This is a genomic window from Rhizobium sp. BR 362, from assembly GCF_036528765.1.
Lineage (GTDB): Bacteria > Pseudomonadota > Alphaproteobacteria > Rhizobiales > Rhizobiaceae > Rhizobium.
Genome location: NZ_JARWGH010000013.1, coordinates 45,843 through 72,260, shown reverse-complemented (window position 1 = coordinate 72,260; position 26,418 = coordinate 45,843). Strand labels below are relative to the sequence as shown.

Annotated in this window: 23 protein-coding genes; 5 read left to right on the top strand and 18 right to left on the bottom strand. The window is 61.8% G+C overall.

Translation table 11 applies throughout. From position 1 onward, the window contains the following. Positions 1-6 precede the first annotated feature (6 nt). The 9 genes from cheD to QDY28_RS17720 form a co-directional block, all read right to left on the bottom strand. On the bottom strand, positions 7-561 hold the full coding sequence (gene cheD, locus QDY28_RS17760) for a chemoreceptor glutamine deamidase CheD (protein ID WP_028751183.1): 555 nt from the start codon (positions 559-561) through the stop codon (positions 7-9). Then, positions 558-947, bottom strand: coding sequence for a response regulator (locus tag QDY28_RS17755; protein WP_004128537.1), 390 nt, complete (start codon positions 945-947; stop codon positions 558-560). The genes cheD and QDY28_RS17755 overlap by 4 nt, the downstream gene beginning before the upstream one ends. Continuing rightward, on the bottom strand, positions 947-1,987 hold the full coding sequence (gene cheB, locus QDY28_RS17750) for a protein-glutamate O-methylesterase CheB (protein WP_331382976.1): 1,041 nt from the start codon (positions 1,985-1,987) through the stop codon (positions 947-949). The genes QDY28_RS17755 and cheB overlap by 1 nt, the downstream gene beginning before the upstream one ends. Next, complete coding sequence (cheR, locus tag QDY28_RS17745; protein ID WP_331382975.1) at positions 1,984-2,892, bottom strand: protein-glutamate O-methyltransferase CheR; 909 nt, start codon at positions 2,890-2,892, stop codon at positions 1,984-1,986. Before cheR ends, cheB begins: the two co-directional genes overlap by 4 nt. Continuing rightward, the gene (locus tag QDY28_RS17740; RefSeq protein ID WP_283057086.1) at positions 2,889-3,356 is read right to left on the bottom strand and encodes a chemotaxis protein CheW; all 468 of its coding nucleotides are present in this window, start codon (positions 3,354-3,356) and stop codon (positions 2,889-2,891) included. Before QDY28_RS17740 ends, cheR begins: the two co-directional genes overlap by 4 nt. Positions 3,357-3,360: 4 nt before the next feature. Further along, positions 3,361-5,667: a chemotaxis protein CheA gene (locus QDY28_RS17735; RefSeq protein WP_331382974.1), complete on the bottom strand. Its 2,307-nt coding sequence runs from the start codon at positions 5,665-5,667 to the stop codon at positions 3,361-3,363. A gap of 15 nt (positions 5,668-5,682) precedes the next feature. Then, positions 5,683-6,048, bottom strand: a complete 366-nt coding sequence (gene cheY1, locus QDY28_RS17730) for a chemotaxis response regulator CheY1 (protein ID WP_104821976.1) — start codon at positions 6,046-6,048, stop codon at positions 5,683-5,685. Then, positions 6,045-6,341, bottom strand: a complete 297-nt coding sequence (locus QDY28_RS17725; RefSeq protein ID WP_331382973.1) for an STAS domain-containing protein — start codon at positions 6,339-6,341, stop codon at positions 6,045-6,047. Before QDY28_RS17725 ends, cheY1 begins: the two co-directional genes overlap by 4 nt. A gap of 62 nt (positions 6,342-6,403) precedes the next feature. Next, positions 6,404-8,044 (bottom strand): globin-coupled sensor protein, encoded by a 1,641-nt coding sequence (locus QDY28_RS17720; RefSeq protein ID WP_331383030.1) that lies wholly within the window; start codon positions 8,042-8,044, stop codon positions 6,404-6,406. A gap of 723 nt (positions 8,045-8,767) precedes the next feature. On the opposite strand from QDY28_RS17720, the gene QDY28_RS17715 reads away from it, so the two are divergent. Next, complete coding sequence (locus QDY28_RS17715; protein WP_331382972.1) at positions 8,768-10,264, top strand: ArnT family glycosyltransferase; 1,497 nt, start codon at positions 8,768-8,770, stop codon at positions 10,262-10,264. Positions 10,265-10,361: 97 nt separating this feature from the next. Here QDY28_RS17715 and QDY28_RS17710 read toward each other — a convergent pair whose 3' ends face one another. Beyond that, the gene (locus tag QDY28_RS17710; protein ID WP_442967549.1) at positions 10,362-10,634 is read right to left on the bottom strand and encodes a helix-turn-helix domain-containing protein; all 273 of its coding nucleotides are present in this window, start codon (positions 10,632-10,634) and stop codon (positions 10,362-10,364) included. A gap of 76 nt (positions 10,635-10,710) precedes the next feature. On the opposite strand from QDY28_RS17710, the gene QDY28_RS17705 reads away from it, so the two are divergent. From QDY28_RS17705 to secD, 3 genes are all read left to right on the top strand, one after another. Next, a complete protein-coding gene (locus QDY28_RS17705; RefSeq protein ID WP_331382971.1) occupies positions 10,711-12,561 on the top strand; it encodes a cation:proton antiporter domain-containing protein in 1,851 nt (616 codons plus the stop codon). A gap of 66 nt (positions 12,562-12,627) precedes the next feature. After that, positions 12,628-12,999, top strand: coding sequence for a hypothetical protein (locus QDY28_RS17700; protein ID WP_331382970.1), 372 nt, complete (start codon positions 12,628-12,630; stop codon positions 12,997-12,999). A 95-nt stretch (positions 13,000-13,094) separates the two neighbouring features. Continuing rightward, a complete protein-coding gene (secD, locus tag QDY28_RS17695; protein ID WP_331382969.1) occupies positions 13,095-15,653 on the top strand; it encodes a protein translocase subunit SecD in 2,559 nt (852 codons plus the stop codon). Between the two features lie 61 nt (positions 15,654-15,714). On the opposite strand, the gene QDY28_RS17690 is transcribed toward secD, so the two are convergent. Next, positions 15,715-16,584, bottom strand: a complete 870-nt coding sequence (locus tag QDY28_RS17690) for an SMP-30/gluconolactonase/LRE family protein (RefSeq protein ID WP_331382968.1) — start codon at positions 16,582-16,584, stop codon at positions 15,715-15,717. A gap of 263 nt (positions 16,585-16,847) precedes the next feature. Here QDY28_RS17690 and QDY28_RS17685 point away from each other — a divergent pair, with 263 nt between their 5' ends. Continuing rightward, positions 16,848-18,917: an ATP-dependent helicase gene (locus QDY28_RS17685; protein ID WP_331382967.1), complete on the top strand. Its 2,070-nt coding sequence runs from the start codon at positions 16,848-16,850 to the stop codon at positions 18,915-18,917. A gap of 364 nt (positions 18,918-19,281) precedes the next feature. On the opposite strand, the gene mmsB is transcribed toward QDY28_RS17685, so the two are convergent. The 7 genes from mmsB to QDY28_RS17650 all read right to left on the bottom strand — a co-directional run bounded on the left by mmsB (position 19,282) and on the right by QDY28_RS17650 (position 26,409). After that, on the bottom strand, positions 19,282-20,163 hold the full coding sequence (mmsB, locus tag QDY28_RS17680) for a 3-hydroxyisobutyrate dehydrogenase (protein ID WP_331382966.1): 882 nt from the start codon (positions 20,161-20,163) through the stop codon (positions 19,282-19,284). Positions 20,164-20,178: 15 nt separating this feature from the next. Beyond that, positions 20,179-21,243: an enoyl-CoA hydratase/isomerase family protein gene (locus QDY28_RS17675; RefSeq protein ID WP_331382965.1), complete on the bottom strand. Its 1,065-nt coding sequence runs from the start codon at positions 21,241-21,243 to the stop codon at positions 20,179-20,181. Between the two features lie 40 nt (positions 21,244-21,283). Beyond that, positions 21,284-22,879: a GMC family oxidoreductase gene (locus tag QDY28_RS17670; protein ID WP_331383028.1), complete on the bottom strand. Its 1,596-nt coding sequence runs from the start codon at positions 22,877-22,879 to the stop codon at positions 21,284-21,286. 163 nt (positions 22,880-23,042) lie between these two features. After that, positions 23,043-24,029, bottom strand: coding sequence for a branched-chain amino acid ABC transporter permease (locus QDY28_RS17665; protein WP_331382964.1), 987 nt, complete (start codon positions 24,027-24,029; stop codon positions 23,043-23,045). Position 24,030: 1 nt separating this feature from the next. Next, complete coding sequence (locus QDY28_RS17660; protein WP_331382963.1) at positions 24,031-24,918, bottom strand: branched-chain amino acid ABC transporter permease; 888 nt, start codon at positions 24,916-24,918, stop codon at positions 24,031-24,033. A 4-nt stretch (positions 24,919-24,922) separates the two neighbouring features. After that, positions 24,923-25,624, bottom strand: coding sequence for an ABC transporter ATP-binding protein (locus QDY28_RS17655; RefSeq protein ID WP_331382962.1), 702 nt, complete (start codon positions 25,622-25,624; stop codon positions 24,923-24,925). 2 nt (positions 25,625-25,626) lie between these two features. Next, a complete protein-coding gene (locus QDY28_RS17650; RefSeq protein WP_331382961.1) occupies positions 25,627-26,409 on the bottom strand; it encodes an ABC transporter ATP-binding protein in 783 nt (260 codons plus the stop codon). Positions 26,410-26,418 lie beyond the last annotated feature (9 nt).

Sequence of the window (26,418 nt, the reverse complement as noted above, 5' to 3'; positions counted from 1 at the left end):
CGTTGATCAGAAAAATTCGATCGTGTTGTCGACCGGTTTCGGGGCGGCAACGGGGCGCTGTTCCAGAGCCACGGTCTTCTGCGTTTCGGCGCCGGTCAACGGGTATTGCCGGGCGCGGCCGGAGATTGGCCAGTATTCGATCTTGCGTCCATGCTCGCCGCCGGTGCTGGAGCCGACGACCGGAATGCCTTCATCCCTCAGGAACTGCATGGCGAAGGCGGCATTCTGTTCTCCGACATTGGAGAAGGTGGCAATCGTCTTTGCGCCGCCAAAGACCTTGGCCTCCAGCCGGTCACGACGCGCGCCCTGCTTCAGAAGACCGTTGATCAGAAGCTCCATCAGATGCACGCCATATCGCGTCGCATCGCCACCGCTCGTCGGCGAAGCAGCCGTTCCCGGCAGCAGAAAATGGTTCATGCCGCCGACGCCCGCGATCGGATCACGCAAGCACGCCGCCACGCACGAGCCCAGAATGGTCGACAGCACCACGTCCGGATCGTTGATGACCTTGTACTCGCCCTGAATGATGTGCACGCGACGGGCAGCACCCTCGACGATCATTTCAATGCTCCGAACACGGCCTCGATCGCCGCTTTCATCTTTTCAATGGTGAAGGGCTTGGCGAGAACGTTGTTGGCACCGAGCTGGGCGGCCTTCTGCACCAGCGCACGGTCGCCCTGCGCCGTCAGGATGATGAAGGCCGCCTTCTTTGTCGTCGGATTGGTGCGCACGGCCTGCAGCAGGCCGAGACCATCCATCTTCGGCATGTTGAAGTCGGAGATCACCAGATGATGCGGCTGCTGCTCCATGATCTTCATGCCCTGCTCGCCGTCCCCGGCAGCAGTGATCTGCTTGAAACCCAGTTGCGTCAGCGCGTCGCTCAACAACAGACGGCTGGTGACCTGATCGTCCACGATCAGAACTTTGATTTTCTCCGCTAGAGACATTATTCGCTCCCTTCCTTACGGGCGGCTGTTACTTTCAATATTTCCTCGCCAATGGCGTTCAGCGGAAACTGCTGTTCGACTGCACCTAATTCGAATGCGACCCTCGGCATTCCATAAACCACGCAGGTCTTTTCGTTCTGGCCGATCGTCCGTGCACCGGCATGGCGCATCTTGAGAAGGCCGGCGGCACCGTCGCGGCCCATGCCGGTCAGGATCACGCCGACCGCATTGCGGCCGGCGAGCTCGGCGACTGAATCGAAGAGCACGTCGACGGAGGGACGATGGCCGTTGACGGGACCGCGATCGACCAGACGGCAATGAGGCGCCGATGCGTTGGCGATCTGCAAATGCCGATCGCCGCCCGGCGCCAGATAAATCTTGCCGATTTCCAGCCGCGCGCCATCGGTCGCCTCCTGCACCACGGGTGCGCAGAGCCGGTTGAGCCGTTCAGCAAAACTGCGGGTAAAGCTTGGCGGCATATGTTGGGTAATGACCGTTGGCGGGCAATTGGCCGGGAATTTCTGCAGGACGGCGATCAATGCCTCGACGCCCCCCGTCGACGAGCCGATCGCGACGATCTTGCGGCCGACGCGGAAGTCGGCAACTGCCGGCGGCGGAGCATGGTTTGCGGCCGGCTTGGAATATTGCCGCTGCGAACGGGCCGCTGCCTTCACCTTTTCCGCCAGATCCCCGAACGGGCGTGGCTCGCCCGGAGCAGGCTTGCCGACGCAATCGAACGCGCCGATCTCGAGGGCGGCCAGGGTCGCCTCTGCGCCGCGGTGGGTCATGGTCGAGACCATGATGACCGGCATGGGTCTCAGCGTCATGATTTTTTCGAGGAAATCGAGGCCGTTCATGTTCGGCATCTCGATGTCGAGCGTCACCACGTCGGGATTGAGCGCCTTGATCGCCGCGCGCGCTTCCATTGCATCACCGGCCTGGCCGATGACATCGACCTCCGGATCGGAGCGCAGGACAGCGGTGATCAGGCCGCGCATGGTTGCGGAGTCATCGACGACGAGAACACGGGCGGCGCTCATACTTTCCTCCCGGTCGAATTGGCAAGACGGCGATAGGTTGTGATGCCGATATTGTCGAAGACGTGCTTGGCTTCGCCCGAGACGCGCTCGGAATGGCCGATGTAGAGATGGCCGTTCTCCGGCAGCAGACCGGCGAAGCGCGACCAGATCTTCGTCTGCGTCGGCTCGTCGAAATAGATGACGACGTTGCGGCAGAAGATGACGTCGAACATGCCCTTGAACGGCCATTGCGCCATCAGGTTCAGCTCGTTGAAGGTGATCAGCCGCTTGACGCGATCGTCGATCTGGAACTTGCGGCGCCCCTGGATGTCGACTTCCTGGAACCATTGCTTGCGCATGGCGGGCGAAACCGTTTCGAGCGAAGTCTCGTCATACGCGCCTGCGCGAGCAAGGCCGAGGATCTTCGGATCGATATCCGTCGCCAGAATCTTGAAGTCGAATTCGGCGGCATTCGGCAGCAGCGACAGCACCGTGAGCGCTATGGAATAGGGCTCCTGCCCGTCGGAACAGGCTGCCGACCAGATGCGAACGCGACCGCCGCTTTTGGCGCGCGCCAGAAGCCCCGGGAGAACCTCGTCGCGCAGATGGTCGAAATGATGGTTCTCGCGGAAGAAGCGGGTGAAGTTCGTCGTCAGATGCGACAGCATTTCGCGCCGCGCCGTCGCCCCCGCGGGCGAGGCGACCAGCACGCAATAATCGCGAAAGCCCGGCAAGCCCAGTGCGCGGATATGCTTCGACAGCCGCGAATAAACCAGCGAGGCCTTGGTCTCGTTGAGAGAAATTCCGGCGTCCGAGTAGATCATGGCGGCAATTTCGGAAAGATCGCGTCTCGTCAGCGGATATTCGCCGCTGGCCAGTACCTCGTCCGGGGATGCTCTCAGATCTGTCGCTCCCATAATGCTCATGCAGCTTCGCTTTCGCTGTCCGGGAACAGGGTTTCGAGTTCGATAAGGCAGATCATGCGGCGGTCGATCGCCAGGATGCCCCGCGCGAACTGCCGCTCATAGTCGGAAGAAACTTCCGGCGTCGGCTGAATATTGTCGTCGGTTACTGTCAGAATATCGGACACGGCGTCGACCAACAGGCCGACGACCTTGCGCTTGACCTGCGCCACGATGATCACATGGCGCGCGGTCGGCTCGGCGCGTTTCATGCCAAGACGAGCGGAAAGATCGACGATCGGCAGGACGGCGCCGCGCAGGTTGATAATGCCGAGGACATGGGCCGGCGCATGCGGCATGGCCGTCGCCGGCGTCCAGCCGCGGATTTCACGGACCGACATGATATCGACGCAGAATTCCTGATCGCCGATGCGGAAGGCGATCAGCTCACGGGCACCCTGGGTCAGGTTCTTGACGGCATATGACATAGGCTTAACCTGCTGCTGCGTATGACATTTCGGCCTTCAGCGATTGTCCGCGGGAGGCGCCGACCACGGCATCAACGTCGAGGATGAGAGCAACGCGCCCATCACCAAGGATGGTCGCGGCGGCAATGCCGGGCACATGCGTGTAGTTCGCTTCGAGGCTCTTGATGACGACCTGGCGCTGGCCCTGGATCGCATCGACCATCAGAGCGCGCTGCCCGCCGCCTTCCGATTCCACCAGCAATGCGACACCGTCGACCGGATTGGCCTGCGTGGCGCGGAAGTTCAGGATGCGGCCGACATCGACCAGCGGGCAGAAGCTGTTGCGGATCGAGATCAGGCGGTGGTTGGCACCGAAGGAATGGATCGCCGCGGCTTCCGGCTGCAGGGTCTCGACGATGGCGGTGAGCGGCACCACCAGCGTCTGGCCTGCCACCGTGACCACCATGCCGTCGAGGACGGCAAGCGTCAGCGGCAGGCTCATGGTGAAGACCGAGCCGTGTCCCGGCTTGGAGCTGATATTGATGCGGCCGCCGAGCGCCTGGATCGAGCGCTTGACGACGTCCATGCCAACGCCGCGGCCGGAAATGTCGGAGATCTTATCGGCTGTCGAGAAGCCCGGCAGGAAGATCAGGTTGTCGATTTCCTCGTCCGAGAGATTGGCGTCGGCGGGGATGAGATCGTTGTCGATCGCCTTCTGCCGCACCTTTTCGCGGTTGATGCCGGCGCCATCGTCGGCGAGTTCGATCAGGATGCGGCCGGACCGATGCTTTGCCGTCAGGCGGACCGTGCCTTCCGGGTTCTTGCCAAGCGCTGTACGCTTTTCCGGAGTTTCGACGCCGTGGTCGACGGCGTTGCGGATCATATGGGTTAGCGGCTCGGCCAGCTTGTCGATGACCGTTTTGTCGACTTCGGTGTTTTCACCTTCGGTGATCAGGCGGATCGACTTGCCGGTCATGTCGGCGATTTCGCGGACGATACGCGACATGCGCTGAAAGACGGGCTTTACCGGCTGCGCGCGGATCGCCATGACGCTGTCCTGGATCTCGCGGGTGAGCTGCTGCAGCTCTTCGAGGCCCATATTGATCGAGGATGCGCCGTTGTTGTCATTCTCGATGACGCTCTGGGACAGCATCGCCTGGTTGATGACGAGCTCGCCGACGAGGTTGATCAGCCGGTCGACACGGTCGAGATCGACGCGGATGGTCTGACCGGCGCCGGCGGCGGCATTGTTCTGCGCGGCGGCGTTGGCAGCGGCAGCGGCGGCGGCTGCCGCGGCTTCCTTCTTCTCGACACGAGCGGCGGCAGCGGCAAGCTGCGTGACATTGCTTGCCGTTTCAGCGGCGGCAACGGCAACGGCGGCATCGCTTTTCGGCTTCGGTGCTTGCACGGGCGTTTCGACAGCCTGTTCGTCGCCGTCGAGAACGGAGAGATCGAAAGGCACGGGGACCATCGGCAGTTCTTCATCGCTACCGGCAGCGGCGTCTTCGATCCGCCGGATATCGAGCTCGCAATCCCATTCGGCGAATTCGAAGACCGTGCGGATGGCGTCTTCGCCCTTGTCCGTTCTGACCGAGATCGTCCACTTGAAATAGGCGCCTTCGGGGTCGAGTTGATCGAGGCCCGGCAGGGCATCCATGTTGCAATGGATGCTCATCTCGCCGACGCGCGACAGATCGCGCAGCAGCAGCGTCGCATCATTGCCCTTGGCGTAGAGATCGGAGCGCGGTTTGAAGCTGACTTCGTATTCCGGCATCGCCACGGGCGCTTCGTCGCCACCGAAATCGTCGTCGAAGCTGAAGGGGATCGGCTGAAAACCGCTGTCATCCGTGGGAGCTGGTGCGGCCTTGACTGGGGTGGGGGCCGGGGCGGGCGCGGCGGCCTTCACCGGCTTCGGCCCGGCTTCCGCGGCTGGGGATGCCGAGGGCAGTTCGCCGTGGGCCAGCGCTTCCAGTTCCTTGACCAACCCCTTGCTGCGGGCCTGGTCGACGCTGCCGCCGTCGCGGGCGGCGTTGGTGAGGTCCGCCAGCACGTCGGCGGCCTTGAGCATGACTTTCAGGACATCCTGTGTCGGCTCAAGCTTGTTGGATCGAACGCAATCGAGCGTCGTTTCGAAGACATGGGCAAAGGCGACAAGGTCATCCAGACCGAAGGCCCCTGCCCCACCCTTGATGGAATGAACGGCACGGAAGACGGCGTTGACGGTTTCCGGATCCCGGTCGCCATCATTCATTTTCAGGAGACCGGATTCCAGTTCGGCGAGCTGCTCCTCGCACTCCTGGAAAAAAATCTCTTTGATTTCGTTCATATCCATAGGAACAGATCCTGTTTAAGCGGTTACACGCTCGATGGCATCGATCAGCTTGGCGGGATCGAAGGGCTTGACGATCCAACCCGTCGCCCCGGCTTGGCGGGCACGGTTCTTCTTTTCGGCGTCGCTTTCGGTCGTCAGGACCAGGATCGGGATCGCCCGGTACCTGTCGTTGCGGCGCACGCCCTCGATGAAGCCGAAGCCGTCAAGGCGCGGCATGTTGATGTCCGTGACGATCACATCGGGATTGGCTTCTTCCAAAACCTCGAGACCCTCGACACCGTCTTCGGCCTGGATAGTCTCGAAGCCGGCGTTGTTGAGGGTGACGAGAAGCATGTTTCGAATGGTCCGTGAATCATCCACGGTCAGTACTTTTTTCTTCATTGCCGGATCTCCTTGGCAAGCAGATGATCGATGTCGACGCCGATCAACTGCATCGTTTTTTGAAATGCATCCGACACCTTCGAAAAGGTGAAGGACAGCTTGTCTTCATCCCAAGTCTTGGCGGCAGCCATGATGACCTGGACGCACAAGGCCCCGATCCTTTCGACGCCGGAGGCGTCGATCACGAGATTGCTGCCGCGCAGCCCCACCAACTTGCCGCGAAGCGTCGAGGCTTCGTTGAGGTCCAGCACCGCAGCCAGACTGATTGTCTTTTCGCCCTTCCTGCTCGGCATCGCTTTATTCCTTGTTGCCTGAAATCGGGTTCCACAGCCCGCATGCGCATAAAACAGAGATGTCAGTAAGCATTCCGTTCGCCTCCCAACGCGGCCCTGCGAAGCGGAAAATCGAATTCGCCGGCACTTCCCTCGTCATCAGCCGCTTCATGGCGGCGAGCGACCGGCAAGCGTTGGGCGGCAGTCACCGGACGCGGCGCAACCGCCTGGCGGCGCTCGCGCTCGAGGCGGAATTCGCGGATCGTCTGGCCAAGTTCGAGGATAACGGTATGAAGATGATCGGCGCCTTCGTTCGAGCGACGGGCAAGGCTTTCGCTGGCAGCGGCGCTTTCGCCGAAGCCGCCGACCTCCGTCGTCACGGTACGCAGGGTAGCGGCCTGTTCATCGGTGGCGGCCGCGATGCCGGAAATTGCATCGTTGATATCGGTCACCTGACGGACAATGCCGCCGATCGCCTCCTGCGTGCGGCCGACCATCTGCACGCCGGCATCGACCTGTGCCTTGGTGCCTGTCACCAGCACCTTGATCTCGCGGGCTGCATCGGCGGAGCGTTGGGCGAGCGCGCGGACTTCCTGGGCGACGACGGCAAAGCCGCGGCCGCTCTCGCCGGCGCGTGCCGCTTCGATGCCGGCATTGAGAGCCAGCAGATTGGTCTGAAAAGCGATCTCGTCGATGACGCCGATGATCTGCCCGATCTTTTCCGCCGAGGTTTCGATATCGGCCATCGCGGAAATCGCCTGGCCAACGACCCGGCCGCTGTCTTCAGCCGCAACACGGGTGGAGGCGGCGGCGCGCTCGGCAGACCGGGTGCTCGCCGCATTGCTGCGAACCTGATCGGCCAGTTCGGCGAGCTGCTTTGCCGATGCCGCAAGCCCCTGGGATTGCTCCATGGAATTCTGAGCGAGGGAACGGGAATCGCGTGCGAGCGCATCCGTCGCCGCATCGGCCGCCTGTATCCTGCCGGACAGCACCGCAAATTGCTGCTGGATGTCGTCCAGAGCCGCATTCAGCATCTGCGCCAGTTCGGCATAGGCTTCTGGACCATCGGAAGGCAGGCGGGCGGTCAGATCGCGTTCAGCGAGGCTGCGAATGACATCGGCAAAAAGACCTACGGCTTCGGCATGATCGGAGCTTCGCTGTTCGGCAAGCGCCCGCTGATGGCTCAGCCGCAATTCGTTGAAGCGCAGCGAAACGGCGATTTCGACATCGACCATGACGAGGCGGACGGCCGCCGTGATCAGATCGCTGAGTTCACGGGCACGGCGCTTGGTACCGGGCAGGATGGCGCGGCCGCCCATCTCCTCGACGATGCCGGCGAGAACATGCTCCAGCACCACACCGTGGCCGGCGACGTGCCAGCGCGGGTCGAGCCCCATCTTGCTTTCGGTATCGGAGAGAACCTTGACGCGCTCGGCATAAAGGCTGTCGAAACGGGCGTCTGTCAGCACGCCCCAATGCGAGGATTGCAGATCCTGCAACCGCTCAAGCTGGCTTTCGCTGTTAAAATTGCGGGCGGCGTCCGGAAAAGTCTGAAGACGGTGGAAGAGGTCGCGCAGGCCGGCTTTCAGATGCGCGTCCAGCATCGGCCGGTTGCGGCGCACGATTTCGCATTGCTCAGCATCGAGACCAGCAAAACGCAAGCGGTCGCGAAGGCTGCCCGCCTGCGCCCGTCCTGCCTGATCTGACGGCGAATCCTGCGCCAAAATCGTCCCTACCGAACTGCCGGGCGTAAGCAACGCCGGCGAAACCATTGGTGATCCGGTTCAGACGCGATGAAGAGACGAGGACAGGTGCACGCCGCCGCCGGTTCATTGACCGGGACGCTGAAGCTCGCTCGTTCATCAAAGCCTGTTCGGACCGTTTGATGACATGGATACCGGATCTGACCCGGTACGACGGGGCGGCTTCATGCCTGGTGAGAACGAGTGACAGTTTTCCCATTCCGACGTGCTAGTCCAATGTTTATGGTTAATTCCTTGCTTGAAGGTTAATAAGTGCAGGTAGCTATCCCGTTTTGATTTAAACAGTCGCAGGTTCGATTTCTGTCGGTCGCCGTTTTGAGTAAAAACCGCGGTAGCCGCAAGTCACAGGCAAGCTTCCTATTCTAAGTCGATAAGTAGAGACACCTTCGATGTCGATACGGAGAGAGCAATGATTGTTCTTGGTTTGACTGCTTCGCTGACGGCCGGCATGACGCTTGCTGCCTTCGTGTTCCTAAGTCTCATCGAAGAGGCCCGTAGCACAATCGCTCCGCGCGTACTTTGAGAATCCCGCCTCAGGCGCCCATAGGCGACACAAACCTTTTATAAAGACGTATTATGCGCGGCATCGGGCGGCGCTTTTTGCCGTTATCTCGGGCAGAGCTAGCGTTGGGCTCGATAGTTCCGTATGAAGCCTGACGACCCGGCACCGAGATTGACCTGTTGATGTCCGACACCACCTATTCCGAAACGAGCCACAAGGCACTTTCACTGCGGCTTGCTCTTGCAATCATCTTCGGCGTCACGCTTTGGCGTGTAGTAATGCTGGTCTTCAACAAGACGGACCTCTTCGTCGATGAGGCGCAATATTGGTTCTGGGGCCAGAACCTCGACTTCGGCTATTATTCCAAGCCACCGGTCGTCGCCTGGGTCATTCGCTTCTTCAATGCGATATCGGGATCGGACTCGACCTTCTGGATCCGCGTTTCCGCGCCTCTCTTTCATCTCGCCACCGCCTTGATGCTGATGCGGACGACGCGGCGGCTGATCGAGGGCGATGATGGGCGGGAGATCGAGCCCTGGGTCGGCGTCATCTTCGTCACCCTGCCGGCGGCCTCGCTTTCGGCCGTGCTGATGTCGACGGACACGATCCAGATCCTGTTCGTCACCATTGCCATCTGGGCTTTTCTCGGCCTTACCAAGCGCTCCTCGGTCATCGAGGCACTGATCCTTGGCGTTAGCCTTGGGATCGCCTTTCTGACGAAATATTCGGTGCTTTTCCTACTGCCGGGCGTCGGCATCGCCATGCTGACGCTGCGTTCGGCGCGCATTGCCTGGCGGGACGTTTTCATCGCCGCCATTGCCGGCGCGATCGTCGTTGCTCCCAATCTCTGGTGGAATTTCGCCCATGATGCCGCGACGGTGCGTCATACAGAAAGCATTGCCCATTGGAACGGCGAAGGAAACGGCGGCGGATTGATGAAGCATCTGCTCGGCGCGCTTGGATTCCTCGGCGCGCAATTCGGCGTGGTCGGCCCCGTCATTTTCTATGGCATGCTTTGGGCCGCCTGGCGGACGATCCGCGGGGAAAGCGACGACAGGGAAAAGCTGCTCGTCTGGCTGTCCATCCCGGTCATCGCGTTGATCACGCTGCAGGCGCTGTTTGCCAAGGCCTATGCCAATTGGGCGGTCACCGCCTATTCAGCCGGCACCATCCTCGCTGTCTGGCTGCTCTATCGCCTGACCAGGAAAGGGCTCGCCGTCTCGCTGATCATCGGCTCGGTGGTTGCCTTCTTGTTGCCGGTCCTGACCGTATTTGCCTATGACATCAAGCTGCCGAACGGCGATCTCGTCATGAAGCGGTACGTCGGCCGTAGCGCCATTAGCCTGGAGATCGCCGATATCGCCGCCCAGGCGAATACTTCGACCATCGTCGCCGATAACCGCGATATCCTCGCCGATCTCTTCTATACGCTGAAGGGCAAACCCTATCATATCTACGCCCGCAACGCCGGCGGTTTCCCGAAGAGCTATTACGAGCAGAATTTTTCGCTGCCATCCGCCGTGACCGATGATGTGCTCTATATCGACGACGAACCGTTCGATTGCACCGCGGGCCGGTCGGAACTCATCAAGAGCTGGTCGCCGGATTTCGGCAACATGAAAGGCAGGACGCTCTACGCCTACCATCTTTCGCCAAGCTGCCTGGCGCCGAAAGCTTAGAGCAATTCCAGGAAAAGTGCGAAGCGGTTTTCCGTCCGGAATGCGTAAAAACAAAGGGATAGAGCGGGAAAGCGATTCCGTGAAACGCTAAAGCGCTCTAACCGCGGTCGGAAGCCGGCCGCAGGCAGACGCCCCAACCAAGTCCCGGCATTTCCGCAAAGACGACCCCACCCTCTTCGAAGGCGATGCGCAGTTGCGCTTCGGTCGCCCGGTGAATGTCGTGGCGCCCACCCTCGTAGTCGCGGATCGTGCTCCGTGACACGCCGGCTCTCTCGGCTATATCCAACTGTGTCCAGTCGAGCAGCCCGCGCGCCGCGCGGCAGAGCGCGGGCGTCAGAATCGTTAGGTTGCGGCCTTGATTCACAATCAAAAACTACTCATATTGGTCAACTTAAGCCAAATATGTCATAAACCAGACAGGATTTCCAGTATCGAAGGAGACAGCGATGCCGCACGACACGCCTTTGATTTCGACCATCGTCATGGGCCTTGTGCTGGCATTCATCTTCGGCGCCGTCGCCAATCGCTTCAAGCTGCCGCCACTCGTCGGCTATCTCATCGCGGGCGTGCTCGCAGGCCCGCATACGCCGGGCTTCGTTGCCGACCAGAGCCTTGCGCCGGAACTCGCCGAAATCGGCGTCATCCTGTTGATGTTCGGGGTCGGCCTGCATTTTTCGTTGAAGGACCTGCTGTCGGTACGCGGCATCGCCGTTCCCGGCGCGATCGTCCAGATCGGCTTCGCCACCCTGCTCGGCTGGGGGCTCGGCGCGCTGATGGGGTGGCCGCTGGGCGGGAGCCTCGTCTTCGGCCTCGCGCTCTCCGTCGCTTCGACGGTCGTTCTCCTGAAAGCCTTGCAGGAGCGGCGGCTGATCGAGAGCGAGCGCGGCAAGATCGCGGTCGGCTGGCTGATCGTCGAGGATCTGGCCATGGTGCTGGCCCTCGTGCTCATTCCGGCTGCCGCCAGCATCTCCGGCGACGGTCACGGCGCCGCCGAGCCGCTATCGGCCGGCCTCAGCCGGTTGCTTGGCCTCGATCTCGGGCTCACCGGCATCATCGGCATGACGCTGCTGAAGGTCGTGGCCTTCGTCGGGCTAATGCTGGTCTTCGGGCGGCGGATCATTCCCTGGATCCTGCACCGCATCGCCCATACCGGCTCACGGGAACTCTTCCGCCTCGGTGTCCTCGCCATTGCGCTCGGCGTCGCGTTCGGGGCTGCGAAACTCTTCGGAGTCTCGTTAGCGCTCGGCGCCTTCTTCGCCGGCATGATCCTCTCGGAAAGCGAGCTCAGCCACCGGGCGGCGCAGGAAAGCCTGCCGCTGCGCGATGCTTTCGCCGTGCTGTTCTTCGTCTCGGTTGGCATGCTGTTCGATCCCAATATCCTCGTCGACAATCCGCTGCCGCTGCTGGCGACGGTGTTCATCATCGTCATCGGCAAGTCCGTCGCCGCCTTCTTCATCGTGCTCGCCTTCCGAAAGCCGATGAGCACGGCGCTGACGATCTCCGCCAGCTTGGCGCAGATCGGCGAATTCTCCTTCATCCTCGCAGCTCTCGGCTCCGATCTCGGTCTGCTGCCGGGCGAAGGCCGCGACCTGATCCTTGGCGGCGCGATCATTTCGATCATTCTCAACCCGCTTGTCTTCGTTGCCTGCGACTGGCTGCGGAAGACGCAGGAAACCAGGCCGCAGGGCGAGATGACGGAAGGCACGGAGCCGGCCGCGCAGGCAGAGCCGACGGAGGGCGAAGCCTTACCTGCCCCTACCAATCGCCCAACGGCCCACGATGTCGGTGAGGAACTGCACGCGGTTACGCTGACGGACCATGCGGTGCTGATCGGCTATGGCCGCGTCGGCAGCATCGTCGGGGAAAAGCTCAAATCCTCCGATACACCCTTCGTGGTCATCGAAGATTCCGACAAACGAATCGGCGATCTCATGAGAGAGGGAATCGAGGCGATCTACGGCAATGCCGCCTCCGCCGAGGTTTTGGCCTATGCCAATATTTCCGCCGCCCGCAGCCTGGTCATTGCCATTCCGAATACCTTCGAAGCGTGCAGCGCCGCCGAGCAGGCGCGCGCCGTCAATCCATCGATCCTGATCGTCGCCCGCGCCCATTTCGATGCCGAGGTCGACGTGCTCAAGCAATATGGCGCCGATACGGTGATCATGGGAGAGCGGGAAATTGCACTGGGGATGGTTGACCGGCTGGCGCAAGTGCATCATGACAGGCCGCACTATGAAGACGCGCAGCGTCCTGATATCATCATCGAACCGTCGGAATCCGCTCCGGCAAAGGAATGAAGGCCCTTTTAACCGTTGAACCCATTCGAATTCGGCGCTGCCGACAGCGAAGAGAGCGATAGCAGGATGACGCGACGTGCCGGAGCGCGCGTGATCGCCTCGCTGTTCGTCGCCTTCTTCGCTTATCTCGGACTGGCGCTCGGCGGCGGCATCAATCTTGCCGCGCGGGCCGATGCGGAAGCCTTCTCCTCCGGCAAGGACACCCAACCGCTTTATCTCGCCCTGCGCGATCCGGTGCGTGGCACTGTCGTCGCCGACCGTACGGTCACGCCGAAAGCTACCTGGCATGATATCGGACCGGCAACACTTACGACCCTTCCGTCGCTCAGACTTCTGAGCAATCCGGGACTGCCGCGCGAGCGCGGCGAACTCGCGCGGCACGAATCGCTTGCTTTCCGCGCCTATCTCGCCCGCGCCCCGCCGGCTGCTTTCGCCTGACCGGTTCGCGCGCCTGACGGCGCATCTTCGACATGACCTAACGTCCGCCAGCGGCAGGCTCCGCTGGTATAAGTGTATTTCCAAGGATAATACTCATGCGCACCTCACCATGGCTGGTGGTCCTCTATACTGTGATCATCGTGCTTGGCCTTTTCATCGCCCTGCCGAACGCGCTGCCGCAGTCGGTCTTAAGCAAAATGCCGTCCTGGCTGCCGCACAGCCAGGTTTCCCTCGGCCTCGACCTTCGCGGCGGCTCCTATCTCGTCCTCGAAGTCGACGAGAAGGACCTGACCAATGGCCGGCTGCAATCGCTGCTGCAAGACTCGCGCCGTGTCCTGCGCGACAAGAACATCCAGACCCGTTCGATCGTCCGCAATGGTGACCAGATCGTCGTCACGCTGACCGATCCGTCACAGAGCAACGATGCGGTGACGCAGTTGCGGACGCTTGCCAATACGATCGCGTCCGGCCTTTCCGCCGGCCAGTCCGACCTGACGATCACGCCGAATGGCAATGCGATTGCCATGTCCTTCTCGCCGGCCGGCATCGCCAGCAACGTCGATTCCGCCGTCCAGCAGAGCCTTGAAGTCATCCGCAAGCGCGTCGACCAGGTGGGCGTCGCCGAACCGACCATTCAGCGCGTCGGTCCCAATCGCGTCCTCGTCCAGCTTCCCGGCGCACAGGATCCCTCGCGCCTGCGCGAACTGCTCGGCTCGACCGCGAAGATGTCCTTCCATCTGCTCGCCGAGAATGTCGATCCGAAAAACCCCGGGCCCGGCGTTTCCATCCTGAAGGATGACCAAGGCAACAGCTTTCCGGTTCTCGATCGTATCGAGCTTGCCGGCGACCGCCTCACCGACGCCCGCGTCAGCTTCGATCCGAATACGCACGAGCCGCTCGTCACCTTCCGCTTCGACAGCGCCGGCGCCAACCGCTTTGCGGAAATTACCCGCGAGAATGTCGGCAAGCCTTTCGCCATCGTGCTCGACAACAAGGTGCTGAGCGCGCCCAATATTCGCGAGCCGATCACCGGCGGTTCGGGCCAGATCTCCGGCAACTTCACGGCTGACAGCGCAACCACGCTCGCAGCCCTGCTGCGCGCCGGCGCTCTGCCAGCCAAGCTCACCGTCATCGAAGAGCGCACGGTCGGCGCCGACCTCGGCAGCGACGCGATCCAGAAGGGTATCTATAGCGGCCTGATCGGCTTCGTCTTGGTTGCCGCCTTCATCTTCGTGCTCTACGGCGCCTGGGGGATTCTCGCGAATGTTGCACTGCTCATCCACACGATCCTGACATTCTCCGCCCTGACGCTTGTCGGCGCCACGCTGACGCTCCCCGGCATCGCCGGCGTTGTCCTTGGTATCGGTCTTGCGGTTGATGCCAACGTTCTCATCAACGAGCGCATCCGTGAAGAAACCCGCAAGGGCCGCGGCGCCTTCGCCGCCATCGATAACGGCTTCAAGAAGGCGTATTCGACGATTATCGACGGCAACATGACGGCCCTGATCGCTGCCGCCATCCTGTTCTACTTCGGCTCCGGCCCGGTTCGCGGCTTTGCCGTGACCATGGGTCTCGGCCTCATTATCTCGATGTTCACCTCCGTCGCCTTCGTGCGCGTCGTGATGATCGCCATCACCCGTCGCCGCAAGCTGAAGGTGCTCAACATAAGGCCGCTGATCCCCCTCAGCCCCTATGACAAGCACATCCAGTTCATGAAGGCCCGCTTCTTTGGCGTTACCGTCTCGGCGATCCTGTCGATCGCCTCGGTGGTCCTTTTCATCCATCCGGGCCTCAACTACGGCGTCGATTTCCGCGGCGGCATCCAGATGTCGGTCAAGACCAAGGACACGGCCGATTTGGCGACGTTCCGCGAGGGCCTGAACACGCTCGGCCTCGGCGAAATCGCACTGCAGTCCTTCGGCGACAACCACAGCCTCCTTGTCCGCGCCCAGCGCCAGGACGGCGGTGAAGAGGCGCAGACGGCCGCGGTCACCAAGCTCAAGGCAGAAATCATCAAGATCGACCCAACCGCGACCATCGAAGGCACGGATGTCATCGGTCCGAAGGTTTCGGGCGAGCTTGCCTGGGCCGGCATCCTGTCGGTCGTGATCGCCAGCCTGGCGATGCTGTTCTACATCTGGTATCGGTTCGAATGGCCGTTCGCGGTCGGCGCCATCGTCACTCTGATACTCGACGTCACCAAGGCGATCGGCTTCTTCGCGATCACCGGCCTCGATTTCAACCTGACGGCCATCGCCGCGATCCTGACGCTGGTCGGTTATTCGGTCAACGACAAGGTCGTGGTCTATGACCGTATGCGTGAAAACATGCGGCTCTACAAATCGATGCCGCTGCGCGACATCATCGACAAGTCGATCAACGAGACCTTGGCGCGAAGCCTTTATACCAACGCCACCGCCTTCCTGGCGCTGGTGCCGATGGCGATCTGGGGCGGCAGCGCCGTCTCGAGCTTCGCGATCCCGATGGTGTTCGGCATACTTGTCGCAGGCGCCTCGTCGGTCTTTATCGCCGCTCCGATCCTGCTCTTCCTCGGCGATTGGCGCCGCCGCCATGCCAAGGCGGTTGCCAATGATGAGAAGCCTGGCGACGACAAGTCCGACAAGGACAACAAGCAAATCCCCGCCGCCGAATAAGCGGCAGACGGACACGAACGAGGGCATGCCCGACTTTCGGGCATGCCCATTCTGCCTCCGATCAGATGGAGGGCATATGCAGCGGCAGTCCTGGACGCGGTGCCGCTATTCTCTCCAAAACACCGTTTTCCTGCTCGGTGATGAGCGCATATTTGCCATCGAGCGTGAACGCGATGTTGCCTGGCCGCGCGCCATTGGTGCGGATACGGCCCGTGATCTTTCCGCTGGGATCGACCAGGCAGATCTCCCCTTGTCCGTAGACCGCGCAATAAAGCGTGCCATTGCGATCGAAAGCCATGCCGGCCGGCCCACGCAACACCTTCACGGCAGGCGCCGGCATGACCTGCGCAAACAGTTCCTGCCGGCCGCCGACGATCTGGCGAAAGATTTTTCCGGTCAGCGTCTCGCTATAGTAGAGCAATCCGTCCGGCCCGAACGCAATGCCGTTGGCGTAGAGCAAGCCAGTCGCCAGCACGCGCTGCACCCGGCCTTCCGCCGGATCGATCTGGTAGATACGGCCGTTATACGGTGCCTGGAAGAAATCGGGATTGATGTCGGGGCCGTCGAGCAGATCGGAGATACGAACGCCGGAATCGGTCATGTAGAGCAGACCGTCCGGGCCGAAGGCAAGATCATTCGGGTAAAGAAACGGGCCGTCCTTGCCGCCTTCGATTACCTGCAGGGTGCGGCCTTCCGGAGAGACCTTAACAAGGGAGTTTTCGGGACCCCCCGCCACCCAGAAACAATGATCGCCGTCGATCGCCAGCCCGGTCGGCCGGCCGCCGGGCCGGCAGATTTCGCGGCGCACACCGGCCGCAATCATCGTCAAGCAACGGCGGCTCTCGTCGGTCTCCACAAGCGCTACACGTCCGTCCGTCAGGGCAACCGGCCCTTCAGGCTGGCGCAATCCGGTGGCGATCGTCTCGTTCATGGTCGGGAACCCTCAGCGCGCCGATACCCCAAAATCATGAGTCATAATGGTAAATAAGTACCCCAACGGCATTTTACGAGGCAGCGCCGCTAAATCTGAACCAAATTCATGACGGCAGGGTCACATCTTTGTGCAGATTCGGCCGAACTTGACAGTTTCAGCCAATTGCGAACATTCATCGAACATTCGGATATTATTGCGAACATGATTCGTCGGAGATTTCGTGTTCGCGCGCCTGTCGTCCGAAGCCTTCAGGAGAGCCCATGACCGCCGCCTATCTGGAAAAGCTGAACCCGGAGCAGCGGCAGGCCGTCGAGCACGGCACGACGGTCGACGGCAGCCATATTGCCGGGCCGCTGCTGGTGATCGCTGGCGCGGGCTCCGGTAAGACCAATACGCTGGCCCACCGTGTCGCGCACCTCATCGTCAAAGGCGCCGACCCCCGCCGCATCCTGCTGATGACGTTTTCCCGCCGGGCGGCCGCCGAAATGGGCCGCCGCGTCGAACGCATCTGCCGCGATGTGCTTGGCGCCAATGCCGGCATTATGGCCGATGCGCTGGCCTGGACCGGGACGTTCCATGGCATTGGCGCACGGCTCCTGCGCGATTACGCCGAACAGATCGGCCTCGACCCGGCCTTCACGATCCATGACCGCGAAGACAGCGCCGACTTGATGAACCTCGTGCGCCACGAGCTCGGCTTCTCAAAACTGGAAAACCGCTTTCCGACCAAGGCGACCTGCCTCTCGATTTATTCCCGCGCCGTCAATTCGGAAGCGCCGCTCGAAGAGATGCTGCGCGATTTCTTCCCCTGGTGCGCTACCTGGGACAAGCAGTTGCGCGAGCTCTTCGCGGCCTATGTCGAGGCCAAACAGGCGCAGAATGTGCTCGATTACGACGATCTGCTGCTCTATTGGGCGCATATGCTGCACGAGCCGCTGATCGCCGAAGATATCGGTGGCCGCTTCGACCATGTGCTTGTCGACGAATATCAGGATACCAACCGGCTGCAATCGTCGATCCTGCTGGCGCTGAAGCCGGACGGCCAGGGATTGACCGTCGTCGGCGACGATGCGCAGTCGATCTATTCCTTCCGCGCGGCTACGGTGCGCAATATCCTCGATTTCCCAACCTCCTTTACCCCCGCCGCCAACATCGTCACACTCGACCGCAATTACCGCTCGACGCAGCCGATCCTGGCCGCCGCCAACGCGGTGATCGATCTTGCTTCCGAGCGTTTCACCAAGAACTTGCGCACGGAGCGGCAAAGCGCACAGCGCCCGCGGCTGGTGACGGTGCGCGACGAAAGCGATCAGGCGCGCTACGTTGCCGACCAGGTGCTGGAAAATCGGGAGAGCGGCGCGAAGCTCAAGCAGCAGGCCGTACTTTTCCGCACCTCGCATCATAGCGGACCGCTGGAGGTGGAGCTTACCCGCCGCAACATTCCCTTCGTCAAATTCGGCGGGCTGAAGTTTCTCGACAGTGCCCATGTCAAGGATATGCTCGCCGCCCTTCGCTTTGCCCAGAACCCGCGCGACCGCGTTGCCGGCTTCCGGCTGATGCAACTCCTTCCGGGCGTCGGCCCTTCGACCGCCCAGCGCGTGCTCGATCATATCTGGGAACAGGCCAGTCCGATGGCCGCCCTTACCGATTTTCCGGCACCGCCGCGCTCGGGGGAAGACTGGACGGCATTCGTTGCGACGATGCAGGAGCTGAAGAGCGGCAAGGCCGGGTGGCCGGCGGAAATCGGTCTCGTGCGGCAATGGTATGAGCCGCATCTAGAGCGGGCGCATGAGGATGCGGCAACGCGTCAGGCGGACCTGATCCAGCTCGAACAAATCGCCGGCGGCTACGGCTCGCGCGAGCGCTTCCTCACCGAGTTGACGCTCGATCCACCCGATGCCACCAGCGACCAGGCCGGCGTACCGCTGCTCGACGAGGACTATCTGATCCTCTCGACCATCCATTCCGCCAAGGGCCAGGAATGGACGAAAGTCTTCGTCCTCAATGCCGTGGATGGCTGCATTCCAGCCGATCTCGCCGTCGGATCATCCTCTGAGATCGAGGAGGAACGGCGGCTGCTTTATGTCGCCATGACCCGTGCCAAGGACGGCCTCGATCTCGTCATCCCGCAGCGCTTCTTCACCCATGGCCAGCATGCCCAAGGCGATCGGCATGTCTTTGCTTCACGTACCCGCTTCATTCCGGTGACATTGCTACAATTCTTCGAAGTCTGTGGCTGGCCACAGGCTCGGTCGGAGAGCGCTGCAGCGGTTCAGGCACGGCAAGTGCGCGTCGATGTCGGGGCGCGGATGCGCGGCATGTGGCGGTGAGATGAGGTTTATTTATAGAGGTCGCTGTTCCGGTGAAGCCCCTCACGGTAGCCCTCTCCCCCCTTGCGTGCAGGGCAATTGCATATGGGGCATGCCAGCGCCGTAAGCTCCTTCTCCCCTCGGGGAGAAGGTGGCCCGAAGGGTCGGATGAGGGGGTCTTTCTCCACGGGAAGAGTGACCTTTCGCTTGCGCTCAGGGTGCTCGTCGTTCCACTCCTCGCCCCCTCATCCGCCTGTCGGCACCTTCTCCCCGGGGGAGAAGGGGTTGCGCGGCAACAACCTCATCTCATATGCGATTCCCCTGCCTCAGGGGTGAGGTCGGAGTGAGAGACAGCCTTGCACCCGGCCAACGATCCAGCAAATACTCAGCTCATGTCCCGGAACATCTCGATGATCGCCGAAAAGTCTCGCCCGCCGTTACCCTGTTTCTCGAAGAGCGAATAAAGTTGCGCCGCTTCCGCGCCCAGCGGCGTCGATGCGCCGCCCGACAGTGCCGCCTCCTGCGCAAGCCGCAGGTCCTTCAGCATCAGTGCCACCATGAAGCCCGGCTTGTAGTCGTTGTTGGCGGGCGAGGTCGGCACAGGCCCGGGCACCGGGCAATAGGTATTGATCGACCAGCATTGGCCAGACGACGTCGAAGCGACGTCGAACAGGGCTTGGTGCGACAGGCCGAGCTTTTCGCCGAGGACGAAAGCTTCGCAGACACCGATCATGGAAATGCCGAGGATCATGTTGTTGCAGATCTTCGCCGCCTGACCGGCACCGGCGTCGCCGCAATGGACGATTTTCTTGCCCATGACTTCCAGCAGCGGTTTGGCGCCTGCAAAGCTTTCCGGCGACCCGCCGGCCATGAAGGTGAGCGTTCCGGCCGCAGCACCCCCGGTGCCGCCGGAGACAGGCGCGTCGAGCGACAGGCAGCCGGCATCACCAGCCATGGCATGGGCCTTGCGGGCGCTTTCGACATCGATGGTCGAGCTGTCGATCAGCAAAGTACCCTTCGGCACTGAGCGCAGGATATCGGTCCAGACCGTCAGCACATGCTGCCCCTTCGGCAACATGGTGATAACGGCTTCGGCATCGGCCAACGCCTCGGTCAGCACGTGTGCGGCCTTGACGCCCGTTGCCTCCGCGGCTTTCAGCATATCATGGGAGAGATCGAAGCCGATGACGTCATGGCCAGCCTTGACCAGATTGGCGGCCATGGGACCGCCCATATTGCCGAGGCCGATGAATGCGATCCGTGTCATGATGCTCTCCTCCCGTTATTTTTCCATCGCGAAAAGCAGCGGCTGCGCCGGCACAAAGAAACGCTCGATGGCGGCATCGTCGACCTCGGCGAGGCTTGCCGGCGACCATTTCGGATTGCGGTCCTTGTCGATGACAGCGGCGCGCACGCCTTCGTAAAAGTCGGGATTATACAATATTCCCAAGCAAGCACCGAGTTCGCGGTTCAGGCATTCGGCGAGGCTTGCGCTGTTGCGGCCGGCCCGCAGCAGTTTCAGGGTCAATTTCAGGCTGGTGGGAGAGCGCGTAGCGATCATTCGCGACGTTTCGGCGGCGAAATCGCCTGCCTCTCGTGCCAGCGCCTCCTGAATATCCTCAACGGTATCATATGCCAGCGCCCGATCGATCATATCGCGGTTGGCGGCGAGCCGACTTTCGACCGCGGGGACTGCCATGCCTGAAATCACCCTGTGCAAATCGTCGGCAGCCGTGGCGTTGGGCAGCGCGCCGATCGCCTTGATCAGCGCTGGCAGATCGGAGGACGCGACGCAGTGATCTGCCAGCCGCGCGTGAATCGCATCGGCGGCGTTGATAGCAAGGCCTGTCAGCCCCATCCATGTGCCGGCTTCGCCGGGCGCCCGCGGCAAAAGCCAGGTGGCGCCGACATCGGGAAAATAGCCGATGCCGGTTTCCGGCATGGCGAGCCGGGTGCGCTCGGTGACGACGCGATGGCTGCCATGGGAGGAGAGCCCGACGCCGCCGCCCATGGTGATACCATCCATCAGCGCCACATAGGGTTTGGGATAGCGGGCGATGGCATGGTTGAGGCGAAACTCCTCGCGCCAGAAGCTCTCGGCTTCCGCAGAACCTCGTTTGCCGCTTTCATGCAGCAGGCGGATATCGCCGCCGGCACAGAAGGCGCGCTCACCCTCACCCTTGACGATGACGCTGGCGATGGAGGGATCGGCGGCGAATTCAGCAAGAGCAGAAGTAATCGCCCGGATCATCGGCAATGTCAGGCTGTTCAGCGCCTGCGGCCGGTTGAGGCGGACGAGGCCGACCGATCCCTGACGTCCGATGATGACCTCGTCTATGCTCTGCATTCGAAACTCCCTGTGCGCGCCTTCCGCAATCAATAGGCGCTCAGCGGTTGTCGGCAAGGATCATCTCGGCGGCTTTTTCGGCAATCATGATAGTCGGCGAGTTGGTGTTGCCTGATGTAATCGACGGCATGACCGAGGCGTCGGCGATGCGAAGTCTTGCCAACGCGCGAAACCGCAGACGCGGATCGACCACGCTTTGCGGATCGCCGCCCATGCGGCAGGTGCCGACCGGATGAAAGATCGTCGTGCCAATATCGCCTGCCGCGCGCTCGAGGTCGGCGTCCGTCTGATAGGACGGGCCGGGCTTGAACTCCTCCGGCAGGAACTTGGCGAAAGACGGCTGCGCCACGATCCGCCGCGTCAGGCGGATGGAGCGCACGGCGATTTCGCGGTCGCGCAATGTCGAGAGATAGTTTGGGCTGATCTTCGGCTGGGCTGTGAACTCGGGACTCTCGATGTGCACGGAGCCGCGGCTCTCCGGCCTCAGATTGCAGACGCTGGCGGTAATCGCCGGAAACGGATGGACGGGATCGCCGAACTTATCGAGCGAAACCGGCTGCACATGATATTGCAGGTCCGGCGTTTCCTTGTCGGGGCCGGAGCGGGTGAAGATGCCGAGCTGGCTCGGCGCCATCGCCATCGGCCCGGAGCGGCGCACGAGATATTCCAGCCCGATGGCCGCCTTGCCAAGCAATTTGGTCGCCTTCTCATTCAAGGTCGGCACGCCCGTAACCTTGTAGGCCATGCGCAGTTGCAAGTGATCCTGCAGGTTCTCGCCGATCGCCTTGACCTCCCGCACCACCTCGATGCCGGCCTGGCTCAATATCTCGCCGCGGCCGATACCAGACAGTTCCAATATCTGCGGCGAACCGATCGCGCCGGCTGACAGAACCGTTTCTTTCTCGGCATAGGCACGCTTCACCACGCCGTCATGCTGGAATTCGACACCGGTAACGGCATCGTTCTCGACGAGCAGGCGGCGGACCTGCGCTTTGGTGAGGATGGTGAGATTGCCCTGTTTCAGAGCCGGCCGCAGAAAGGCCTTCGCGGTATTCCAGCGGACACCGGAGCGCTGGTTGACATCGAAATAGCCGGAGCCTTCATTGTTGCCGCGATTGAAATCCGCCGTTTCGGGAATGCCGGCTTCGCGTGCGGCCGCCTGGAAGGCATCGAGCACAGCCCAGCGCACGCGGGCCTTCTCGACCCGCCACTCGCCACCGGCGCCATGCATCTCGTCCTTGCCCCTGTAATGGTCTTCGGACTTCACGAAATAGGGCAGCACATCGTCCCAGCTCCAGCCGGTGCAGCCGAGTTGCCGCCAGAGATCATAATCGCGTGCTTGGCCGCGCATATAGATCATGCCGTTGATCGAGGAGCTGCCGCCGAGCACCTTACCGCGCGGATAGTTCAGCGAGCGGCCGTTCAGCCCGGGTTCCGGCGCGGTGGTGAAGCACCAGTCCGTGCGGGGATTGTTGATGCAATAGAGATAGCCGACCGGGATGTGGATCCAGTGGTAATTGTCGCTGCCCCCCGCCTCCAGCAATAGCACCCTGTTGCTGCGATCCGCCGACAGCCGGTTGGCAAGCACGCAACCGGCACTGCCGGCGCCGATGATGATGTAGTCGAAGCGATCCATCTGCATGCCCCCTCACCCTAACCCTCTCCCCGAGGGGAGAGGGGACCATTTCGGCATTTGCGTCGCCCTCCAATCCGGTGATTTTCAGGAACAGTTCCCCCTCTCCCCTCGGGGAGAGGGCTGGGGTGAGGGGGTGCATAGCAAAAACGCATAGGCCCAATCTTCACCGCCGATACTCAAATCCTAGCTTCCGCCCCAGTCGCGAAGCATAAAACTCGCCGATAATACCGCGTCGGAAGAGCAGGACGCAGACCATGAAGACGATGCCGGTGATGACGGTGACCGGGAATTCCGACGTCGCGAGGTAGTTTTCCAGGGTGGCCACGAAGCCGGCACCGAAAAGCGGGCCGATCAACGTGCCGATGCCGCCGAGCAAGGTCATCAGGATCACCTCGCCCGACATCTGCCAGGCGACATCCGTCAGCGTCGCGAATTGGAAGACCAGCGCCTTGACCGCACCCGCAAGCCCGGCAAGCGCGGCCGACATGACGAAGGCGCCGAGCTTATAATGCGCCACGGAGTAGCCGAGCGAAATCGCCCGCTGCTCGTTTTCCCGGATCGATTTCAGGATCATGCCGAAGGGCGAATTGATGAAGCGCCAGATGATCAGCACGCCGATGATGAACACCGCCAGCACGAAATAATACATGTTGAACGAATTATTCAGGTCGATGACGCCGAAGAGATAGCCGCGCGGCACCGACTGAATGCCGTCTTCGCCTTGGGTGAACTTCGCCTGCAGGCAGAAGAAATAGAACATGTAGGACAGCGCCAGCGTGATCATGGCGAAATAGATGCCCTGCCGGCGAATGGCGACGAAACCCATGATCAGACCGAGCAGCGCGGCGCCCGCAACGCCGATGAGGATGCCGAGTTCCGGCGGCACGCCCCAGGCCTTCACCGTGTAGGCCGTGAAATAGGCCGCACCGCCGAAGAAGGTGGCGTGGCCGAAGGACAGAAGGCCGGTATAGCCGAGCAGCAGGTTGAAGGCGCAGGCGAACAGCGCGAAGCAGAGCACCTTCATGACGAAGATGGGGTAAATGAAAAATGGAGCCCAGATCAGCAGGACCAGGCCGACGATCAGGAAGCCCTTCTGCACCGACGATGGGCGGCGGCTTTCAGATTTCAGCGTATCGGTCATATCAGCCATGTCACGCATCCCGGCCAAAGAGGCCCGCGGGCCTGAGGAGCAGCACGATCGCCATGATCACGAAGATGACGATGTTGGATGCTTCCGGATAGAAGACCTTCGTCAAGCCTTCCGCCACACCAAGCATATAGCCGGTAATGATGGCGCCCATGATCGAGCCCATGCCGCCGACGACGACCACCGCAAAGACGATGATGATCATGTTCGACCCCATCAGCGGCGAGACCTGGTAGATCGGCGCGGCCAGCACGCCGGCAAGGGCGGCGAGCGCGACGCCGAAGGCATAGGTCAGCGTCAAAAGTACCGGCACGTTGACGCCGAAAACCTGTACCAGCACCGAATTTTCCGTTGCCGCACGCAGATAGGCGCCGAGCTTGGTCTTTTCGATCAGCAGCCATGTGCCGATGCAGACGACCAGTGAAGCGATGACCACCCAGCCGCGATAAACGGGCAGGAACATGAAGCCGATATTCCTTGCGCCCGCCAGCTCCGCCGGGACGGCATAGGGCTGACCTGAGGAGCCATAAAGATAGCGGAAGGTCCCTTCGATGGTCAGCGCCATGCCGAAGGTAAAGAGCAGACCATAGAGCGGATCGACCTTGTAGAGCCGGCGCAGGCACAGGCGCTCGACGATGGCGCCGAACAGGCCGACGATCAACGGCGCCAGCACCAGCGACGGCCAGTAACCGATGCCGGCATAGGCGAGCAGCAGATAGGCGGTGAAGGCGCCGAGCATATAGAGCGCACCGTGGGCGAAATTGATCACCCGTAGCATGCCGAAGATGATCGCCAGTCCGAGGCTTAGCAGCGCATAGAAGGAACCGTTGATCAGCCCGATCAGCAATTGTCCGAGAAGCGCCTGCAGCGGGATGCCGAATATCATGGTCATGGCATCAGACCCCCAGAACCTTGTGCAGCATGCCCATCCGCTCCGGCAATTCGCCGACCGGAAATTCCGAGACCATCTGGCCATGATCCATTAGATAGAAGCGATCGGCAATGCGGCTGGCGAAGCGGAAATTCTGCTCGACCAGCAGAATGGTCATGCCGCGCTCCTTCAGTTTCTTCAACACCTCGCCGATGCGCTGGACGATGACGGGGGCCAGTCCCTCGGTCGGTTCGTCGAGCAGCAGCATTCGCACGCCGGTGCGCAGAATGCGCGCCATGGCGAGCATTTGCTGCTCGCCGCCGGAGAGTTTCGTGCCGGGGCTGTTGCGGCGCTCGTACAGATTGGGAAACAGCTCGAAAATCTCGTCGATCGTCATCCCGCCTTGCGCCACCACCGGCGGCAGCATCAGGTTTTCATGAACGTTGAGCGTTGAGAATATCCCCCGCTCCTCCGGCACGAAACCGATGCCTTTGTGCGCCGTCTTGTGCAGCGGCACCTGCATCATGTCGGCGCCGGCAAAGGCGATCTTGCCCTTGCGCGCCCGGACGATGCCGATAATGGTGCGCAGCGTGGTCGTCTTGCCGACGCCGTTGCGGCCGAGAATGGTGATGGTTTCGCCCTCGCCGACGTTCATATCGACGCCATGCAATATGTGGCTTTCGCCATACCAGGCGTTGAGACCCTGGACTTCGAGCAATGCCGCCATCCTCAAGCCTCCTCCGTGCCCATATAGGCCTCGCGGACGCGCGGGTCGCGGCTGACCGTGGCATAATCGCCTTCGGCGAGGATTTCGCCGCGCTGGAGCACCGTGACCTGGTGGCAGATATCGGCGACGACGGAGAGATTGTGTTCCACCATCAATACCGCCCGGTCGCGCGCCACGTCGCGGATGATGGCGGAGACGGTGTTGACATCCTCCAGCCCCATGCCGGCCATCGGTTCGTCGAGCAGCAATACCTTGGGGTCAAGCGCCAAGGTCGTCGCGATCTCCAGCACCCGCTTGCGGCCATAGGAAAGATCGGCGGCGATGGCATCGCGCTCCTTCGTCAGACCGACCGCCGCCAGCAATTGCTCGGCACGATCGTCGAGGCTCGCCAGCGCCGAGATCGGCCGCCAGAATTGATGCGCCAGATTGTTCGGCCGCTGCAGGGCGACACGGACGTTATCCAGCACGGAGAGATGGGGGAAGACGGCTGAAATCTGGAAGGAGCGCACCAGTCCCATGCGCGCCACCTTGTCCGGCTTCGTCCTGGTAATATCGGTGCCGAGCAAGGTGATCGTGCCATGCGTCGGCTGCAGGAACTTGGTCAAGAGATTGAACACGGTCGTCTTGCCGGCGCCGTTCGGGCCGATCAGCGCGTGGACGCAGGCATGGCGCACATCGAGATCAACATTCTTGACGGCCGTGAAGCCGCCAAAATCGCGTCGGAGGCCGCGGGCGGATAAAACCACCCGTGGCTCTTCCTGTTTCTCTGTCGCAGAGATCGCCATCGGCTGATC

Bases quoted from the DNA above. Each gene is read 5' to 3' on its own strand.
- cheD (WP_028751183.1), bottom strand. From the start codon at position 561: ATGATCGTCGAGGGTGCTGCCCGTCGCGTGCACATCATTCAGGGCGAG.
- QDY28_RS17755 (WP_004128537.1), bottom strand. From the start codon at position 947: ATGTCTCTAGCGGAGAAAATCAAAGTTCTGATCGTGGACGATCAGGTC.
- cheB (WP_331382976.1), bottom strand. From the start codon at position 1,987: ATGAGCGCCGCCCGTGTTCTCGTCGTCGATGACTCCGCAACCATGCGC.
- cheR (WP_331382975.1), bottom strand. From the start codon at position 2,892: ATGAGCATTATGGGAGCGACAGATCTGAGAGCATCCCCGGACGAGGTA.
- QDY28_RS17740 (WP_283057086.1), bottom strand. From the start codon at position 3,356: ATGTCATATGCCGTCAAGAACCTGACCCAGGGTGCCCGTGAGCTGATC.
- QDY28_RS17735 (WP_331382974.1), bottom strand. From the start codon at position 5,667: ATGGATATGAACGAAATCAAAGAGATTTTTTTCCAGGAGTGCGAGGAG.
- cheY1 (WP_104821976.1), bottom strand. From the start codon at position 6,048: ATGAAGAAAAAAGTACTGACCGTGGATGATTCACGGACCATTCGAAAC.
- QDY28_RS17725 (WP_331382973.1), bottom strand. From the start codon at position 6,341: ATGCCGAGCAGGAAGGGCGAAAAGACAATCAGTCTGGCTGCGGTGCTG.
- QDY28_RS17715 (WP_331382972.1), top strand. From the start codon at position 8,768: ATGTCCGACACCACCTATTCCGAAACGAGCCACAAGGCACTTTCACTG.
- QDY28_RS17705 (WP_331382971.1), top strand. From the start codon at position 10,711: ATGCCGCACGACACGCCTTTGATTTCGACCATCGTCATGGGCCTTGTG.
- QDY28_RS17700 (WP_331382970.1), top strand. From the start codon at position 12,628: ATGACGCGACGTGCCGGAGCGCGCGTGATCGCCTCGCTGTTCGTCGCC.
- secD (WP_331382969.1), top strand. From the start codon at position 13,095: ATGCGCACCTCACCATGGCTGGTGGTCCTCTATACTGTGATCATCGTG.
- QDY28_RS17690 (WP_331382968.1), bottom strand. From the start codon at position 16,584: ATGAACGAGACGATCGCCACCGGATTGCGCCAGCCTGAAGGGCCGGTT.
- QDY28_RS17685 (WP_331382967.1), top strand. From the start codon at position 16,848: ATGACCGCCGCCTATCTGGAAAAGCTGAACCCGGAGCAGCGGCAGGCC.
- mmsB (WP_331382966.1), bottom strand. From the start codon at position 20,163: ATGACACGGATCGCATTCATCGGCCTCGGCAATATGGGCGGTCCCATG.
- QDY28_RS17675 (WP_331382965.1), bottom strand. From the start codon at position 21,243: ATGCAGAGCATAGACGAGGTCATCATCGGACGTCAGGGATCGGTCGGC.
- QDY28_RS17670 (WP_331383028.1), bottom strand. From the start codon at position 22,879: ATGGATCGCTTCGACTACATCATCATCGGCGCCGGCAGTGCCGGTTGC.
- QDY28_RS17665 (WP_331382964.1), bottom strand. From the start codon at position 24,029: ATGGCTGATATGACCGATACGCTGAAATCTGAAAGCCGCCGCCCATCG.
- QDY28_RS17660 (WP_331382963.1), bottom strand. From the start codon at position 24,918: ATGACCATGATATTCGGCATCCCGCTGCAGGCGCTTCTCGGACAATTG.
- QDY28_RS17655 (WP_331382962.1), bottom strand. From the start codon at position 25,624: ATGGCGGCATTGCTCGAAGTCCAGGGTCTCAACGCCTGGTATGGCGAA.
- QDY28_RS17650 (WP_331382961.1), bottom strand. From the start codon at position 26,409: ATGGCGATCTCTGCGACAGAGAAACAGGAAGAGCCACGGGTGGTTTTA.